Origin of the sequence: Pseudomonas sp. PDM17 (assembly GCF_014851985.1) — a bacterium.
In the GTDB taxonomy this organism is placed as follows: Bacteria; Pseudomonadota; Gammaproteobacteria; order Pseudomonadales; family Pseudomonadaceae; genus Pseudomonas.
This window is the reverse complement of record NZ_JACVAT010000007.1, coordinates 86681-103216: the sequence shown is the minus strand read 5'-3', so window position 1 is coordinate 103216 and position 16536 is coordinate 86681. Positions and strand designations below refer to the sequence as shown.

At 65.0% G+C, this 16536-nt stretch carries 15 protein-coding genes; 8 read left to right on the top strand and 7 right to left on the bottom strand.

Annotated elements, in window-relative coordinates; genetic code table 11:
* The first annotated feature begins 94 nt into the window (after positions 1–94).
* A complete protein-coding gene (ppk2, locus tag IB256_RS24020) occupies positions 95–1012 on the top strand; it encodes a polyphosphate kinase 2 (protein ID WP_081516572.1) in 918 nt (305 codons plus the stop codon).
* A 232-nt stretch (positions 1013–1244) separates the two neighbouring features.
* Here the strand turns inward: ppk2 and IB256_RS24015 are convergent, their stop codons facing one another.
* The 7 genes from IB256_RS24015 to pobA all read right to left on the bottom strand — a co-directional run bounded on the left by IB256_RS24015 (position 1245) and on the right by pobA (position 9262).
* On the bottom strand, positions 1245–1751 hold the full coding sequence (locus tag IB256_RS24015) for a BRO family protein (protein ID WP_192404379.1): 507 nt from the start codon (positions 1749–1751) through the stop codon (positions 1245–1247).
* Between the two features lie 331 nt (positions 1752–2082).
* Entirely contained in the window at positions 2083–2775 is a 693-nt protein-coding gene (locus IB256_RS24010) for a hypothetical protein (RefSeq protein WP_192295473.1), read from the bottom strand.
* 150 nt (positions 2776–2925) lie between these two features.
* Positions 2926–3546 carry an HNH endonuclease gene (locus IB256_RS24005; protein ID WP_192404378.1) on the bottom strand — a complete coding sequence of 207 codons (621 nt, stop codon included), beginning with the start codon at positions 3544–3546 and terminating at the stop codon, positions 2926–2928.
* Positions 3547–3605: 59 nt separating this feature from the next.
* Positions 3606–4760, bottom strand: coding sequence for a catalase family protein (locus IB256_RS24000; protein ID WP_192404377.1), 1155 nt, complete (start codon positions 4758–4760; stop codon positions 3606–3608).
* Positions 4761–5082: 322 nt separating this feature from the next.
* Positions 5083–6987 carry a di-heme-cytochrome C peroxidase gene (locus IB256_RS23995; protein ID WP_192404375.1) on the bottom strand — a complete coding sequence of 635 codons (1905 nt, stop codon included), beginning with the start codon at positions 6985–6987 and terminating at the stop codon, positions 5083–5085.
* A 275-nt stretch (positions 6988–7262) separates the two neighbouring features.
* Complete coding sequence (locus IB256_RS23990) at positions 7263–7499, bottom strand: hypothetical protein (protein WP_192295477.1); 237 nt, start codon at positions 7497–7499, stop codon at positions 7263–7265.
* A gap of 578 nt (positions 7500–8077) precedes the next feature.
* Positions 8078–9262 (bottom strand): 4-hydroxybenzoate 3-monooxygenase, encoded by a 1185-nt coding sequence (pobA, locus tag IB256_RS23985; protein ID WP_192404373.1) that lies wholly within the window; start codon positions 9260–9262, stop codon positions 8078–8080.
* A gap of 117 nt (positions 9263–9379) precedes the next feature.
* Between pobA and IB256_RS23980 the strand changes: the two genes are divergently transcribed.
* From IB256_RS23980 to IB256_RS23950, 7 genes are all read left to right on the top strand, one after another.
* Entirely contained in the window at positions 9380–10249 is an 870-nt protein-coding gene (locus IB256_RS23980) for a helix-turn-helix domain-containing protein (protein WP_192295504.1), read from the top strand.
* Positions 10250–10255: 6 nt separating this feature from the next.
* On the top strand, positions 10256–11185 hold the full coding sequence (pcaQ, locus tag IB256_RS23975) for a pca operon transcription factor PcaQ (RefSeq protein WP_192404370.1): 930 nt from the start codon (positions 10256–10258) through the stop codon (positions 11183–11185).
* 117 nt (positions 11186–11302) lie between these two features.
* The gene (pcaH, locus tag IB256_RS23970; protein ID WP_138216277.1) at positions 11303–12022 is read left to right on the top strand and encodes a protocatechuate 3,4-dioxygenase subunit beta; all 720 of its coding nucleotides are present in this window, start codon (positions 11303–11305) and stop codon (positions 12020–12022) included.
* A gap of 12 nt (positions 12023–12034) precedes the next feature.
* Positions 12035–12640: a protocatechuate 3,4-dioxygenase subunit alpha gene (gene pcaG, locus IB256_RS23965; RefSeq protein WP_151186601.1), complete on the top strand. Its 606-nt coding sequence runs from the start codon at positions 12035–12037 to the stop codon at positions 12638–12640.
* On the top strand, positions 12630–13709 hold the full coding sequence (zapE, locus tag IB256_RS23960; protein ID WP_192295480.1) for a cell division protein ZapE: 1080 nt from the start codon (positions 12630–12632) through the stop codon (positions 13707–13709). Before pcaG ends, zapE begins: the two co-directional genes overlap by 11 nt.
* A 170-nt stretch (positions 13710–13879) precedes the next feature.
* The gene (locus IB256_RS23955) at positions 13880–14722 is read left to right on the top strand and encodes an IclR family transcriptional regulator (protein ID WP_017519476.1); all 843 of its coding nucleotides are present in this window, start codon (positions 13880–13882) and stop codon (positions 14720–14722) included.
* A 291-nt stretch (positions 14723–15013) separates the two neighbouring features.
* Positions 15014–16363 (top strand): MFS transporter, encoded by a 1350-nt coding sequence (locus IB256_RS23950; RefSeq protein WP_192404368.1) that lies wholly within the window; start codon positions 15014–15016, stop codon positions 16361–16363.
* Positions 16364–16536: the final 173 nt, after the last annotated feature.

The following is a 16536-nucleotide window of genomic DNA, read 5'->3' as shown; positions in this document are numbered from 1 at the left end:
TGTAATGAATTCGTCATAAAGCGTGATTACATTTTTCTGTCATGAAAGTGTCACTCGATGTGACTGAGCCAGTGACGGCACAAGGCAACCCACCATGCTGCTCGATGACAAGAACTTCCCACGACGCGTCCAGCGCGACCTGCTGGATGACCGCGACGAAGAGCTCGAACTCGAACTGTTCGACGAACTCTACGACTTCGAAGGGCTGCGCGAAGGCAGCCTGCAGACCCACGAGGAACGCCTGGCGCGCCAGCGTTACTTCCACACCCTGTTCAGCCTGCAGGCCGAGCTGGTCAAGCTGCAGAACTGGGTGGTGAAGACCGGCCACAAGGTGGTCATCCTCTTCGAAGGTCGCGATGCCGCCGGCAAGGGGGGGGTGATCAAGCGCATCACCCAGCGCCTGAACCCGCGCGTGTGCCGGGTCGCCGCGTTGCCCGCGCCGAACGATCGCGAACGCACCCAGTGGTACTTCCAGCGCTACGTCTCGCACCTGCCGGCGGCGGGGGAGATCGTGCTGTTCGACCGCAGCTGGTACAACCGCGCCGGAGTCGAGCGGGTGATGGGCTTCTGTACTGACGCCCAGTACGAGGAATTCTTCCGCAGCGTGCCCGAGTTCGAGCGCATGCTCGTGCGCTCCGGCGTGCAGGTGCTCAAGTACTGGTTTTCCATCTCCGATGAGGAACAGCACTACCGTTTCCTCAGCCGCATCCACGACCCGCTCAAGCAGTGGAAGCTCAGCCCGATGGACCTGGAATCGCGGCGCCGCTGGGAGTCCTACACCAAGGCCAAAGAAGTGATGCTCGAACGCACCCACATCCCCGAAGCGCCCTGGTGGATCGTCCAGGCCGACGACAAGAAGCGCGCGCGGTTGAACTGCATCAGCCACCTGTTGAGCCAGATTCCCTACCAGGAAGTGCAACAGCCCGCTGTCGATTTGCCCGAGCGGCAGCGCCACGAAGGCTACCGCCGGCATCCCACTCCGCAGGAACTGCAGGTGCCGGAAGTTTACTGAGCCGTCATCGCGGGCGGCTTTTGTAGGATGGGTGGAGCGCAGCGATACCCATGCTGTCGGCGCGCAGGCATTGATGGGTATCGCTGCGCTCCACGCCATCCTACGAACGGCATTTCCTAGTGAGGCGCAGAACCGCTCGCAGTTGTACGCCGCTATGCGTTGCGCCATTGCTGTGCTCGGTGTGGTCCGGGTTCCGGCCAAACGGCGGATAACGCGTACCGCGTTATGCGCCCTACGTCCGTAGCCGCTTCGCCCAACCCCGCCAGCCGCTGCGCCCGGCAATCGGCGAGCGCCCGCCGAGCACGCGCGGCAGGTCGCCGAAGCTCACCCACAGATCATCCTGCCAATCCAGCACCCGCAGGCATTGCCGTTCGAATTGCAACTGCACATGGCGCGGGCCGGCGGCATTGAACTGGCTGCGCACCTGCGGCACCACCGTGCCGCTGATCCAGCGCCGCAGCGCGCCATAGTCCGGCACGTTGAACGTCACCAGCGCCTGGTACACGGCGGATTCGCTCAGCAGCACGTAATCGAGTTCGAGGCCGTCCTCGGTCAGCAGGAGCCCCTGGCGAATCGGGTCGTCGGCCATGCGCATGGCCAGGCGTTCTTCGTGCGGGTAGCCGGTCACGCGGCAGAAGTCGGAGAGAATGAACCAGACCTGATCGTCGATCAGCAGGGACCGCAGGGTGCGGCGATTGCGGAGGAAGGGGAGTGGGGTTGGCAGGGATGAATCGTCCATTTCAGTCGCATCTCTACTGCGAGCAGACCACCTACGGACGATGTTGGATCAGCAGCCACACGATCCAACACGCCGCGTTCCGGTGGACGGCCCAAATGGTTGGGCCGCTGATACAGATCGGCGATTGTCTCTGGAGTTTCGGGCTGCTAATCCCGGCCCCGTCTTTTCCACGGGGCGGGTGGACGATAGAAGGATCAAGCTGACTCGGACAACAGAGGTGGCGGGCACCGTTCGCTCCGGGGGCGGCACTGCACGCTCTGTCTCAGTATTGCAGTCGATGCTGCAGCCATTTCGTTCGCGAAAGCTGTGGAGACTTGCTCAGGCCGCTCATTCAGTTCGCTCGCTCGGCCCTGAGTTGTTCGACGTTGCGCGACTTGCCGCCGTTGCTCTTGTAGTCACTCCAGTACGCTTTCATGTCCTCCTGGCACTGAACGATCTGCTCGCCTGCCTGACGCAGGTTCAGCTTGTTCACAAAGCCGGAAGTGGCGCCCACCTTCTTTTCGTAGGCGATGGTTTCGCGCGCTTCTTTTATGCGCAGATCGCAATCAAGAATCAGGTCGGCGGAGATACCGCGCTGTGCTTCAGGGGATGCGGCGTACTGGCGAGCTTCGGCGTCCTTCGCGGCGAAGTCGCGGGCGGCCAGCTGCTCAGGCGTGGGGTTGTCGTTGGCGTCCTTCAGGTATTGCACGGAGATCGGGTCGTCGATCGGTTTGCTGTACACCTGGGCGCGGATGACTTTCCAGAACGTGCTGCCGAAGCGAGTTTCCTTTTGCTTCGGTGCCTGGCTGGTGACCTGGTAGCTGGTGGCGGCGAGGTAGGGAATGCCGTTGGCCGTGGTGCGCGTCGTCAGCTGAAGTACAGCGCTGACGGTCACTCCAGCGGCCCACTCGTCCTGCGACAGGTTCTCGGTGACCTTGATCCATTGTGCCTCGCCACCGATCGGGTTGCCGTCGAGGGTACATCCGATTCCAAGGCGGGGCAGGTCGCTATCGCATTTGTGCCGTACTTCATCCAGAGGAGCCATCACCAAGTACTCCTGGGCGGCATGCGCGCTGGCAATAGGGAATAGCACGGCAGTAGTCAAGGTTAGGAGGGACGTGCGTAGGAGACTGTTCATGGGCGGTCCTTGGTCATTCGATAGACTCGCTGTTAGGCGGTGAGTCTGCAGTTTCTTTCAGCCGAAATGCCTTTCGCGGTGACAGTTTGGGCAAAGCGCAATGGCGTTCTCCACCGTGTCCTCGCCGTTCTGGGCGAGCGGTATTCGGTGGTGTACCTCCAGATACGGCGAGCTGTCGGATTTGCGCTTGAAGGGGGCTGGCTCCTTGCAGCCCTCACACTTCCCTTCTGCACGTAGCAATACCTCGGCGACCACATCGGGGTTGCGGTTAAACACCACTGCGCGGACCGTTTTCTTGCTCGGTATCTTTGGGGCTTTTGCCAGGCGGGTCCGTCGCTGCTCGCTTGAGTCTTGAAGCGCTTTCTGCACGGATTGCAGGAAGTCGACTTGGACGAGTGCCGCTTCGTTCAGCGAGCTGTCCCGGTACTCCGCGTACATAACCAGGGCGCGGCGATACATGTCCTTTCCACGCGTGTTGAGCGGCAGGATTTCCTCAGTTGGATCGAACGTCTGGCAAATGTCGGCGAATGCCGCGCTGGACTTGATATCGCCCAGCGCAAAGTCACCATTGTCGAGGTGCATTGCCAAAACTTTTAGGCGCCCGTCGATGGCGCCGGTGTAGTGCTTGATGGTCTTCTGGCTCTTGCCTTGGGCGATCAGCCAATCGTGAAACATCATCTACCGCGAGCTCTCTTGCCGCTGAATATCAGGTGCTACCGCTTTGTGAGTGGGCTGAGTCATTCCCCACCCACCCCATTGCGCTCATGCCGATAAACACTCACCGCCTCGTAAACCGCCTTGCGCAGCCGGTTGATGCCACCAATCGGGCGGTGTTCGGGCAGGGCGTGCCAGGGGTTGTAGGAGAGGTTGTCGCAGGCGAGGTTCTGCTCGCGGCTGTCGAAGTCCTGGGGTGGGATGCTGACGGTGGCGACGGTCTGGAAGGGGGAGTCCTGCTCGCTCCATTCGACGCTGACGTCTTCGATGGGCATGTATTTGTTCGGGTCCTGTTTCTGCACTTGCAGGGCGAAGCAGGCGGGGATGCGGTCGACCGAGAGTTGCTGGTACATCGCGGTGCGCAGGAAGTTGGGCAGCTTCTCGTTGAGCTTGGGCAGCTGGTAGGCCGGGCAGCCTTCGCTCAGCGGGATGACGCGGTACTTGATGTTGTTGGCTTCGCCGAGCTTGTAGGGGGCGATGCCGTTGTAGCCGGCCTGCAGGGGGCTGTCCGGGGCGGGGGCTAGGGTCTGCAGGGCGATGACCAGGTGGCGGATTTCCCAGGTGCTGGGCTTCCAGCTGGGGAAGAAGGCGGCGACCTTCTGGCCGCTGGCCTGGGCTGCGAAGTTCTGCCGGTATTCGGCGACGTCACGGACGAAGAACACCGGGTGGTTGAACATGACGAAGTCCTGCTCGGTGTCGTGGCCCTTGCCGGGCATCAGCTTGGTGCCGGGTACGTCGAGCAGTTTGATGGCCATGCCGCGGGCGTCGCGGGCGCTGTCGAACTGCGGGTAGGCGTTGCCGTTGGAGAAGCGGACCATGGCTTCCCATTTGTGCCCCGGTTCAGTGAACACGCCCTGGCGCAGGCCGGGGGCGAGGTCGCTGGCGACCGTGACTTCGGCCTTCACGCAGCCGTGGGCCTTGGCGTGTGCGTCGCGCAGTACGCGGGTGTTGTCGCGGTGCTGTTCGACGATGCGCACGGCGTCTTCGATGATGGCCTGGGTGAGCTGGGCTTCGCCCGGTGGGATTTGTTCCTGGGCGGAGACCGGGCCGGAGAATTTCCAGGCGTAGTAGAGGCTGCCGATGCCCCAGCCGAGCAGGCCGATGGCGACGACGGCGAGCAGCAGACGGCCGAGCCATTTGCCGAGGAAGAGCCAGATTCGGGTGAGCAGGGAGCGCATGGCACGGGGTCCTTTCGTGTTCTTTTTATGGAGGGGATTCCGTTCCCTGGCCCTTGCGGGTGCAGCGGGGTGGGCCTGGTGCCGGGCGTTTCCCTCTCCCTAACCCTCTCCCTGAAGGGAGAGGGGATGGGTTCGGTGTTTCGGTGGTGATTCGGAGCGAGGGCTGGCCCTCACACCAGCCCTGTCCCGGAGGGAGAGGGGGCGGATCGGTGTTCCGGGTTGGATCGGAGCTGGGCGTTTCCCTCTCCCCAGCCCTGGCTACGCGCCCCGCTCCGAAGGGAGAGGGAGCTGGTCCGAGTGGTGGCGTATTCCCCTGCCTGGCTCACTCGCACTTCGGCCCCGGCGTCCACGGCGGGGTGGGGAGGTTCGGGTCGAGCTTGCTTTCGTAGTCGGGGTTGCCCAGCACCTTCAGGTACTCCACCAGCGCCCAGCGTTCTTCCGGCGACAGGGCGCGGCCGATGACGCCGTCCTGGCGGCAGCCGTCGCGGAATTCGTGACCGCCGTTGCTGTTGCCGGTGACGCTGGTCTTGTAGAGGAAGCCGCCGGGGAAGCGCTCGGTGCGGTAGCCGGCGTATTTCGGGTCGTACTCGAAGCTGCCGACCCAGAACTGGCTGTCGCGCTCGGCCACCGGGGAGAGCATCTGGAACAGGTTGGGCACCGAGCCGTTGTGCAGGAAGGGCGGGGTGGCCCAGATGCCGTCCAGCGGGCGGGCCTTGTAAGCGCGCAGTTCGCGGACGCCGATGGGCAGGCCGTAGCCGTTCATTTCCTGCTGCTGCAGCGGGCTGATGTGCGCGTCACGGTAGGCGCGCTGCTCGACGAAGGCGGTGACGTAGGCCAGGCCCTTGGCGGCGGAGATCTTCGACAGGTCCAGCGCGTCGGATTTGGGCACGAGGACCACGTTCATGTTCTGCAGCTCATCGAGCTTGAGCTTCAGCGGGCGCACGTCGAAGGTGTGGTCGGCGATGTTGTCGGCGGTGGTCGGGTCGGTGCCGATTTCGCTGGTGGGGACCATCTTCATGCGCCACTCGGGCACGCGGGCCGGGGCGATGTAGTCCTTGGCGCCCGGCTCCTTCACGTGCGGGCCGTGGCAGTACACGCAGTTGGCCTGGAACAGGGCGCGGCCCTGGGAGGCCTTCTTCAGGTCGATCTCGCCGAAGACGTCCTTCGGCCAGGCCGGCGGCTTGAGCTGCTTGAGGGTTTCCTCGAGGGTATATAGGTCGCGCAGGCGCACGCTGGAGGCGTAGCGCTCATCGCCCATCACCGGTTTGCCGTCGCTCTCGAACATGCGCAGGGTGGCGCCGACGCCAAGGGCTTCGCCGATGTTGCGCGCCATGGGCTGCATGGCCGAGCCGTTCCACTGCACCCAGTCGAACTTCCAGATGTCCCATACCTGCGGGTAGTTCACCGGGGCGTTGGCGACGCGGTAGTTGGAGGCATCAATGCCGTCGCCGAACACGCTGTTGGCAATGCGGCCGAAGGCGTCGGCGCGGCCGGGACCTTCCAGGGTCGGGTAGAGGCCGCGGTGGGTGTCGTTCCAGGCGGTGGAGACGAGGGTGCCGAGCACGTTGCGCACGTCGCGCTTGAGTGCGGCCTTGCCCTTGGGATAGCGGTCGCCCAGAACGCCCTTGGCGAAGCGGTCGAACTTCCACGGCACGTAGTAGGTGGAGGCGAGGCTGGCGCCCAGTGCCTGGCCGAACGCGCCGCCGCGCAGGGTGGGCACGGTGGAGGCGATGGAGTGCATGGCGGCGCCGCCGTCGATGCGCACGGCGGTGCCTTTGTAGCGCAGCTCACCGGTGTGACAGGCGGAGCAGGTGATGTCGAGGTACCAGGCGCCGGTCTCGCCGTCCTGATGGCGAGCGAAGCCCACGGGCAGGTTGCCGGGGTTCTTGGTAGTGGCCGCCAGGGTGTCGTCGGCGTCGCGGCCGATCTGCTCGGGCTCGATGAGGAATCCGAAGCGCGCGAGGTTCTCGGGGCTGGCGAACTTGTCCCTGGAGAAGGGCTGCTCGAGGTGGGTGAACCAGTCGTAGCGCAGGCCTTTCACCTGGGTGCCCTGGGGCGTGTAGTAGTAGGTTTCGCGGTCTGCCGGGCTCCACTGGTCGAGGTGGATCATCTTCTCCGGCCTGGAATACTCGGGGAGATTGGGATGCGCGGTGTACCAGGCGATGACGCCCCCGATGAGCAAAAGCAGCAGCAGGACTGCAAGTAGGACGCGGCCGATAATGCGCATCGAAACTTCCTTGTTATGTGTGCGAAAAAGAATCGGACGTTTATGCCAAGTACGCGGCGGCTTGGCAAGGTGATGCCGTACGGAATTCAGGGTTTTTATGGTGGGTTACGGGGCTGGGGCGGGGTGTTTGCGGATTCGCGGGGAAGTGGTGGTGTGGCGACAGCATGGGTATCGCTGCGCTCCACCACATCCTACGGAAAGCTCCGAGGCGGAAATTTGGCACGTCGTAGGATGGCGTGGAGCGAAGCGATACCCATCGTCCTTCAGGTGAATGCCTAGGACGCGGGGCGCAGTTCCAGCAGCAGGCTCAGGCAGATCGCCGCGCCGATCAGTACGCCGACCACGCTGGCGATGATCAGCGGCCAGCGCAGGCCAGGACTGTCGGCCTCGTCATCGGGAATGCGCGCGTGGATGACGGGCCAGAGCTCGTCCGGCGGCGGCAGTTCCGGCCAGGGTTCGTCGCTGGCTGGTGGGGAAGGGCGGTCGGCGAGCTGGTAGAGCAGGGCGATCATCCAGTCCAGCGCGGCGATGCGCGTGGGGTGGTAGCGGTCGGCGTCGGTCCAGACGTGGAGGAAGGTGTCGACCAGCAGGGCTTCCGCTTCTGTCTGATCGGTCTTCAGTTTCAGCGCCAGTGGGTAGAGACGCGAGGCCGTGCTGCGGTACAGCGTGGCAAAGGCGCGCGCGTCGCCGTCGCCGCTTTCGGCGAGCAGGTAGCTGAGGAAGTTCGCTTCGTCCGGGTCGATGACGGCCTCCGGCGGTGTCGCGGCGAGCGGCGTGGCTGGAGGGTAAGGATAGTCGTGGGCTGTTTGTAGGAGCGAGCTTGCTCGCGAATGGCGTTACCGGCAGCTCCGGTGTAGGGCGGTTCGCGAGCAAGCTCGCTCCTACAGAATCGTAGGGCGAATAACCTGGAACAGGTTATCTGCCGGCTCTTGAACGGCGGATAACGCTGGCGCGTTATGCGCCCTACGGGGCTACAACGTTTGGGCTGACGACAGAGTCTCGCTGTAGGAGACGCGGGGGGCGCCTAACCCATGCCCGCGATCGCGCGCCTGGCGCGCTCCTACAGGGGAATCGATTCGTACGGCGTGAGTCAGGCCACGTCCTCGAACGGCAGGCCGACGTAGTTTTCCGCGATGGTCGTGCGGCCAGCCTCGGAGCCGAGGAAGTAGTCCAGCTCGGTCTCCAGCATGCGCCGGGTGAAGGCGTCGCTGTCGGGGAACTGGTGCAGCATCGAGGTCATCCACCAGGAGAAGCGTTCGGCCTTCCAGATGCGCCGCAGGGCGATGGGCGAATACTGTTCCAGCAGGTCGACGCGGCCCTCGCCGTAGACCTTCACGAGGATGCGGTGCAGCGCGTCGACGTCGCTGGCGGCGAGGTTCAGGCCCTTGGCGCCGGTGGGCGGGACGATGTGGCCGGCGTCGCCGACGAGGAACAGCCCGCCGTATTGCAGCGGCTCCACCACGAAGCTGCGCAGCGGGGCGATGCTCTTTTCCAGCGACGGGCCGGTGACCAGCTGGCGTGCGGCGTCCTCGGGAATGCGGCGCTTGAGTTCTTCCCAGAAGCGCTCGTCGGACCAGTCTTCCACCTTCTCTTCCAGCCCCACTTGCAGGTAGTAGCGGCTGCGGGTGGCGCTGCGCTGGCTGCACAAGCTGAAGCCGCGCTCGCTGCTGGCGTAGATGAGTTCGTGGTTGACCGGCGGGGTGTCGCTGAGCAGGCCAAGCCAGCCGAACGGGTAGACGCGCTCGAAGACGCTCAGGCGCTCGGCGGGAATGCTGCGGCGGGCCACGCCGTGGAAGCCGTCGCAGCCGGCGATGTAGTCGCAGTCCAGGCGCACGTGTTCGCCCTGGTGAGTGAAAGTGACGTAGGGCTTTTCGCTGGTGACGTCATGCAACGCCACGTCGGCCGCTTCGTACACGCTCATCGCGCCGCTGGCTGCGCGGGCCTGCATCAGGTCGCGGGTGACTTCGGTCTGGCCGTAGACCATCACCTGCTTGCCGCCGGTGAGGGCCTTGAGGTCGATGCGCTCGCGGCGGCCATTGAGGACCAGTTCGAAGCCGTCGTGGAGCAGGCCTTCGGCGTCCATCCGGGCGCTGGCGCCGGCTTCGCGCAGCAGGTCGGCGGTGCCTTGTTCCAGTACGCCGGCGCGGATGCGGCCGAGCACGTAGTCAGGCGTCTGGCGTTCGAGGATCACGGTGTCGATGCCAGCCTTGTGCAGCAGCTGGCCAAGCAGGAGGCCGGCAGGGCCGGCGCCGATAATGGCGACTTGAGTCTTCATGGGGTGGCTCCTTGGAGAGCGCTGTTGTTTTTGTCTCCTGCATTTTTTGTGGATGGGATCGGCCTTTGAAGGTAATTTCCAACAGTCTTCTTGGATTTTTCATGGATGTGGGCGGTGATCGAACAATGTGCTGACACGCCGGTCCCGGTGTTCCGCCTGTATGGCGAGACGACGGTGTGGCCGACGCCGGATCTGATCCACTGCGAGTCCATCGCTTCGCGCAGCCGCCTGCACGACTGGGAAATCCGCCCACACCGGCATGGCGACCTGGTGCAGCTGCTCTATGTGCAGTCCGGCGCGGCGGAGCTGGAAGTGGAAGGGCGGGTGACGCCGGTCCGCGAGGCTTCGCTGCAGGTCACACCGGCGCTGGCTGTGCACGGCTTCCGCTTTGCCGAGGACGTGCAGGGCTGGGTGCTGAGCATGGGCCTGCCGCTGGCCGAGCAGCTCGGCGGCCTGCTGCAAAGCCCGGTGCTGGAACAGCCGGCGTGCTTCGCCGTGGGCGAGGGCAAGCGCCAGCTGGATGCGCTGTTCGAGTCCATCGAGCGCGAGTACGCCCAGCATGCGCCGGGCCGCGACCTGATGCTGCAGTCGCTGCTCAACATGCTGCTGGTCTGGCTCAGCCGCCGGGCGCTGGAGCAGGCACGCGCCCAGGCGAGCCAGCAGGATCGCGGCGTCGAGCATGTGCATGCGTTCTCCCGCCTGCTCGAGCAGGACTTCCGTTTACACCGGCCCATCGAGCATTACGCGGCGGCGCTGGGGATCAGCGCCGCGCACCTCAATGCGCTGTGCCGGCGACTGGCCGGGCAGTCGGCGTTGCAGATGATCCACCAGCGCCTGCTGCTGGAGGCCAAGCGCAACCTGGTGTACACAGCCATGACCATCCAGCAGGTGTCGGACAGTCTGGGCTTCTCCGAACCTGCCTACTTCTCCCGATTCTTCAAGCGCTACGCCGGGGTCTCGCCCCGCGCGTTCCGCGAGCCGCGTTGAGCCGCCATGAATATCGATTCGCGTATCAAGTTCCGCCACCTGGTGTGTTTCCTCGAAGTGGCCCGGCAGGGCAGCCTGGCCCGCGCGGCGGACGCCCTGGCGGTGAGCCAGCCGGCCATCTCGAAGACGCTCAAGGAACTGGAGGACCTGCTCCAAGCCAGCCTGTTCGAGCGCGGCAAGAACGGCGCCAGCCTGACCGAGGCGGGCGTTGCCTTCCTGCGCTATGCCGGCCCTTGCGTGCAGGCGTTGCGCGACGGGGTGAACAGCCTGCGCGGCGGCGAGTACGCCTCCAGCACCGTGCGCCTTGGCGTGCTTTCCACCGTGGAAAGCCTGCTGATGCCGGAGACGGTACGGCGCCTGCACGAGCGCCATCCGGCGCTGGTGGCCAGCGTGGTGACCGGGCCGAGCGCGCACCTGCTCTCGCAACTGCGCGTGGGCGAGCTGGACCTGGTAGTCGGCCGCATGACCGAAAGCCCGCAGATCCAGGGCCTCGCCTTCGAGCACCTGTACAGCGAATCCATGACCCTGGTGGCCCGCGCCGGGCACCCGCTGCTGGGCCGACCGCTGCCGCCCTCGGCGCTGGACGACTGGCCGCTGGTGCTGCCGCTGGCCGGCACCACCATCCGCAAGTCCGCCGACAGCCTGCTGGTGCAGAGCGGCCTCGGCCAGCCGCGTCGCCGACTGGAAACCCTGTCCACGGTACTCAGCCGCCGTTATGTATTGACCAGCGACGCGCTGTGGATCGCCCCGCTGGATTCGGTGCGCCTGGACCTGCGCTCCGGCGAGCTCGTCGAACTGCCTCTGGATGTACAGGAACCGGGCGGTTCAGTAGGGGTTTGCAGCAACTCGACGCTGCCGCTTTCGCTCGGTGCGCATTGGTGCCTGGAGGTGCTGCGCGAAGTCGGGGAAGCGTACCGCGAGGGGGTTTATCCATAACTTATTGGTTATGGATGGTGAGCGTCTTTTCAGTTTTCGGCGTCGGGTAGGCGGGCGACACTCCGTCGCACTGCCTGATGCAACAGGCTCCTATAAATCGAACAAGAGGAGACCGACATGTCCGACGCGGAAAACAGCCGCTTCGTCATTCGTGACCGAAACTGGCACCCCAAAGCCCTCACCCCCGACTACAAGACTTCCATCGCCCGCTCCCCCCGCCAGGCGCTGGTGAGCATTCCGCAATCGGTCTCCGAAACCAGCGGTCCGGACTTCTCGCACCTGAAGATGGGCGAGCACGACAACGACCTGCTGCTCAACTTCAACAACGGTGGCCTGCCCATCGGCGAGCGCATCATCGTTTCCGGTCGGGTCATGGACCAGTACGGCAAGCCCGTGCCGCACACCCTGGTGGAGATGTGGCAGGCCAACGCCGGCGGCCGCTACCGCCACAAGAACGACCGTTACCTGGCGCCGCTGGACCCGAACTTCGGCGGTGTCGGCCGTGCACTGACCGACAGCGAAGGGCGCTACGTCTTCCGCACCATCAAGCCCGGCCCGTACCCGTGGCGCAACGGCCCGAACGACTGGCGCCCGGCGCACATCCACTTCTCCATCAGCGGGCCGTCGATCTCCACGCGGCTGATCACCCAGCTGTACTTCGAGGGTGACCCGCTGATCCCGATGTGCCCCATCGTCAAGTCCATCGCCAACCCGGACGCGGTGGAGTCGCTGATCGCGAAGCTCGACATGAGCAACGCCAACCCCATGGATTGCCTGGCCTACCGCTTCGACATCGTGCTGCGCGGCCAACGCAAGACCCATTTCGAGAACAAGTGAGGAGGACCGACCATGCCTATCGAACTGCTGCCGGAAACCCCCTCGCAGACCGCCGGCCCTTACGTACACATCGGCCTGGCGCTTTCCGCCGCTGGCAACCCGGCCCGTGACCAGGAAATCTGGAGCGAGATGGCCAAGCCCGGCGCGCCCGGCGAACACATCCTGCTGATCGGTAACGTGTACGACGGCAACGGCCATCTGATCCGCGACTCCTTCCTGGAGCTGTGGCAGGCGAATCATGAGGGTGTGTATGACGCGGCCTACGATCAGGAGAAGCCCTTCAATGGCTTCGGACGCACGGCAACGACCTTCGATGCCGGTGAGTGGCAGGTGCAGACCATCAAGCCCGGCGTGGTGAAAAACGCCGCCGGCGTGCCCATGGCGCCGCACATCAACGTCTCGCTGTTTGCCCGTGGCATCAACATCCACCTGCAGACCCGCCTGTACTTCGAAGACGAGGCGCAGGCCAACGCCGTGGACCCGGTGCTGAACCTCATCGAGCAGCCCGAACGTCGGCAAACCCTCATTGCAAAGCGTTGCGAGGTGGACGGAAGGCTCGCTTACCGGTTTGATATCCGCGTCCAGGGAAATGCGGAAACGGTGTTCTTTGACTTCTGATACACGACTACATGAAACATCCGCCGAGCCGGTCGCCGACCGTGTCCGGCGGCATTTCGCCGCCGCGCTCGATGAGCGCGGCTACCGCGCGGATGATGCGCAGATGGCAGCGGTGGACCACCTCGCGAGCTGGCTCGACGACTTCCTTGCCGGTCGCCATGGTTTCCTGCGCAAGCCGGTGGCGGGCGTCTACCTGTGGGGCGGGGTGGGGCGCGGCAAGAGCTTCGTCATGGACCAGTTCTTCGCTGCTGCGCCGACCCAGGCCAAGCGCCGCGTGCACTTCCACGCCTTCCTGCAGGAACTGCAGGTGCGCATGCTGGCGATCACCGGGCAGTCGGACCCGCTGGTGCGCGTCGCCCGCGCCATCGCTGAAGAAACCAGGCTGCTGTGCTTCGACGAATTCCACGTGCACGACATCGGCGACGCCATGCTCCTGGGGCGAATGCTGAAGGTATTGGTGGACGAAGGCGTAGGCCTGGTCTGTACGTCCAACTACGAGCCGGAAAACCTCTGTCCGAATCCGCTGTACCGCGAGCGCTTCCGCCCGGCCATCGAGCTGATCGAAAAGCGCTTCGACGTGATCTCGGTGGACGCCGGACAGGACTACCGCGAGCACAGCACATCGCTGGAGGAGTGGGGTAGCTTCCTCTGGCCGGCGCGCGCCGATGACCTCGAGCTCATCGGTTCCCGGCTGGGGCTGGCGACGGACGCGAAGTTCGACGAGGTACTCAGCGTCAACCACCATCCGCTGAAGGTGCACGCCCACGACGATCATTGTGCGTGGATGGATTTCAGCGAGATGTTCGAACGCCCGCGCTCGGCCAACGACTACCTGTGGCTGATCGAGCACTACCCGCGCATGGCGGTGAGCGGCCTCGGCCCGCTGGCGGACTACCCACCGGACGTGAGCATGCGCTTCCTCAACTTCATCGACATCGCCTACGACCGGCAGCTGAAGCTGCAGCTGTTCGCCACGGTGTCGCTGGAGGACCTGGCGGCGGGCGGTGCGGCGCTGGATTTCTCGCGCACGCTGAGTCGGTTGCGGCAGTTGAAGCTGGAGCCGCTTTAGGTAGCGTCTGGCGGATTGCCTTTGCAGGGGCAGGCGATGCCTGCGCTCGAGTGCGTGGCGCGCCCCTGCGGTGTTCTAATAAGCTCTGTTCGATAATCGATCAGTCGTGTTGCGATAATCGCCCGTGCGTGTCGATAATCGCCCGGCATTCGCCTGCCAGGACAACAACAATGACCGACGCTCCCCGTGCCAGCCTGCCGCCCCTCGCGCCGCCGATCATCGCTTCGCCCGCCAAGCGCATCGAGGCCTTCACCGGCGACCCGAATTTCATGACCTCGCTGGCCCGTGGCCTGGCGGTGATTCATGCGTTCCAGGAGCGCAAGCGCCACCTGACCATCGCACAGATCAGCCACCGTACCGAGATACCCCGCGCCGCTGTGCGCCGCTGCCTGCACACGCTGATGAAGCTAGGCTACGTCACCTCCGACGGCCGCACCTATTCGCTGCTGCCCAAGGTGCTGACCCTCGGTCACGCCTACCTGTCCTCGACGCCGCTGGCAGTCACCGCCCAGCCAATCCTCGACCGTTTGAGCGAGCAATTGCACGAAGCCTGCTCCATGGCCACGCTGGAGGGCGACGAGATTCTCTACATCGCCCGCTCGGCCACGCCGCAGCGCCTGATCTCGGTGGACCTGAGCGTTGGCAGCCGCCTGCCGGCCTACTGCACGTCCATGGGCCGCATCCTGCTTGCCGGGCTGAACGACGATGCGCTGGAGGATTACCTGGCCCACGCCGACCTGCAGGTGAAGACCAGCCGCACCGTGCATACCCCGGAAATGCTCCGCGCGAGCATCGCCGAGATCCGCCAGCAGGGCTGGGTGATCATCGACCAGGAACTGGAGGTGGGCCTGCGCTCCATCGCCGTGCCGCTGAAGGACTCCGCCGGCCAGGTGCTGGCTGCGCTGAACGTCGGCACCCACGCCGGCCGCGTCTCCCGCCAGGAACTGGAAACGCGCTTCCTGCCGGTGCTGCTGGAGGCCAGCCGCGAACTGGGCACGCGGCTGTTCCATTGAGTGTGAGTGAGGTCGGAGCGTCTTTCGCCGGCCTCTGCTATTCCCTGTTCGCTAACCGCCCACAGGCGCGATTATCGAATTGAACGGCTGAACGTCTCTTCGTACTGTTGAGCGACCCGTCCAGCCGGACGGGCAATAACAACAATGAGCGTCAGCCATGGCCCCTGTGTGCCTGCCCCATCCGCCGGTCCGTGCGTCCACCGGCTCGCGCCTCATTCCTGTCCAGCTTGCGGGAGTGCAGGGCGATAAAGCCGGCCTTCCCGCGACGACGCCTTCGCAGGAAGTCTTCGCATGACCAGCTCCGCCCACGTGCCCGCTGCCGGCACCCTCGACGTCCAGTCCTTCATCAACGCCCAGCCGCTGTCGCTGTACCAGTGCCGCATCGTGCTGCTGTGCTTCCTCATCGTTTTCCTCGACGGCCTGGATACCGCCGCCATGGGCTTCATCGCCCCGGCGCTGACCCAGGACTGGGGCATCGACCGCGCCAGCCTCGGCCCGGTGATGAGCGCCGCGCTGATCGGCATGGTGTTCGGCGCCCTGGGCTCCGGCCCGCTGGCCGACCGCTTCGGGCGCAAGGGCGTGCTGGTGGTGGCGGTGTTCCTCTTCGGGCTGTTCAGCCTGATCTCGGCCTACAGCAGCAACCTCGAGCAATTGATGGCGCTGCGCCTGCTGACCGGCATCGGCCTCGGTGCGGCGATGCCCAACGCCACCACGCTGCTCTCGGAGTACACCCCCGAGCGCCTCAAGTCGCTGCTGGTGACCAGCATGTTCTGCGGCTTCAACCTGGGCATGGCGTCCGGCGGCTTCGTCTCCGCCAAGCTGATCCCGGCCTACGGCTGGCACAGCCTGCTGCTGCTCGGCGGCGTGCTGCCGCTGGTGCTGGCGGTGGTGCTGCTGGTGTGGCTGCCGGAGTCGGCGCGCTTCCTGGTGGTGCGCAATCGCGGGGCGGACAAGGTCAAGCGCGCCCTGGCGCCCATCGCGCCGGCCGAGGTGGTTGCCGCCCGTGACTTCAGCGTGCCCGAGCAGAAGACGGTGCAGAGCCGCAACGTGTTCAAGGTGATCTTCTCCGGCACCTACAGCGCGGGAACCCTGCTGCTCTGGCTGACCTACTTCATGGGCCTGGTGATCGTCTACCTGCTCACCAGCTGGTTGCCGACGCTGATGCGCGACGCCGGCGCGAGCATGGAGCAGGCTGCCTTCATCGGTGCGCTGTTCCAGCTCGGCGGGGTGCTCAGTTCGGTGGCGGTGGGTTGGGCCATGGACCGCTTCAATCCGCACAAGGTCATCGGCATCTTCTACTGCCTGGCCGGTGTGTTCGCCTATTGCGTCGGGCAGAGCCTGGGCACCGTCACGCTGCTGGCGACCCTGGTGCTGGCGGCCGGCATGTGCGTGAACGGCGCGCAGTCGGCCATGCCGTCCCTCGCTGCGCGCTTCTACCCGACCCAGGGCCGCGCCACGGGGGTGTCCTGGATGCTTGGCATCGGCCGCTTCGGCGCCATCCTCGGTGCCTGGATTGGCGCCACGCTGCTGGGCCTGGGCTGGAACTTCGAGCAGGTGCTGACCGCGCTGATGGTGCCCGCCGCCATCGCCACCGCCGCGGTACTGATCAAGGGGCTGGTGAGCCACGCCGATGCGACCTGACGGACGCGTCTGAAGGGGCCGCGATGCAAGGTCGTGGCTCTTCCGCCGGCGAACGTTTCCTACGCCGCAGAGCTCGACGCAATGTCGGTTGTTCTGGCGTCAATAGGATGAACGGTCGCTGAGCGGGAATGAGCGGTCGAAAAAATACCCCGTTTCGCTGAATTAGATTCAAC

Coding starts and splice junctions, on each gene's coding strand:
- pcaH (WP_138216277.1), top strand. CDS start 11,303: ATGTCCGACGCGGAAAACAGCCGCTTCGTCATTCGTGACCGAAACTGG.
- IB256_RS24000 (WP_192404377.1), bottom strand. CDS start 4,760: ATGCGCTCCCTGCTCACCCGAATCTGGCTCTTCCTCGGCAAATGGCTC.
- pobA (WP_192404373.1), bottom strand. CDS start 9,262: ATGAAGACTCAAGTCGCCATTATCGGCGCCGGCCCTGCCGGCCTCCTG.
- IB256_RS24005 (WP_192404378.1), bottom strand. CDS start 3,546: ATGATGTTTCACGATTGGCTGATCGCCCAAGGCAAGAGCCAGAAGACC.
- IB256_RS23955 (WP_017519476.1), top strand. CDS start 13,880: ATGACCGACGCTCCCCGTGCCAGCCTGCCGCCCCTCGCGCCGCCGATC.
- IB256_RS23995 (WP_192404375.1), bottom strand. CDS start 6,987: ATGCGCATTATCGGCCGCGTCCTACTTGCAGTCCTGCTGCTGCTTTTG.
- IB256_RS24015 (WP_192404379.1), bottom strand. CDS start 1,751: ATGGACGATTCATCCCTGCCAACCCCACTCCCCTTCCTCCGCAATCGC.
- IB256_RS23950 (WP_192404368.1), top strand. CDS start 15,014: ATGACCAGCTCCGCCCACGTGCCCGCTGCCGGCACCCTCGACGTCCAG.
- ppk2 (WP_081516572.1), top strand. CDS start 95: ATGCTGCTCGATGACAAGAACTTCCCACGACGCGTCCAGCGCGACCTG.
- pcaG (WP_151186601.1), top strand. CDS start 12,035: ATGCCTATCGAACTGCTGCCGGAAACCCCCTCGCAGACCGCCGGCCCT.
- pcaQ (WP_192404370.1), top strand. CDS start 10,256: ATGAATATCGATTCGCGTATCAAGTTCCGCCACCTGGTGTGTTTCCTC.
- IB256_RS23990 (WP_192295477.1), bottom strand. CDS start 7,499: ATGATCGCCCTGCTCTACCAGCTCGCCGACCGCCCTTCCCCACCAGCC.
- IB256_RS24010 (WP_192295473.1), bottom strand. CDS start 2,775: ATGGCTCCTCTGGATGAAGTACGGCACAAATGCGATAGCGACCTGCCC.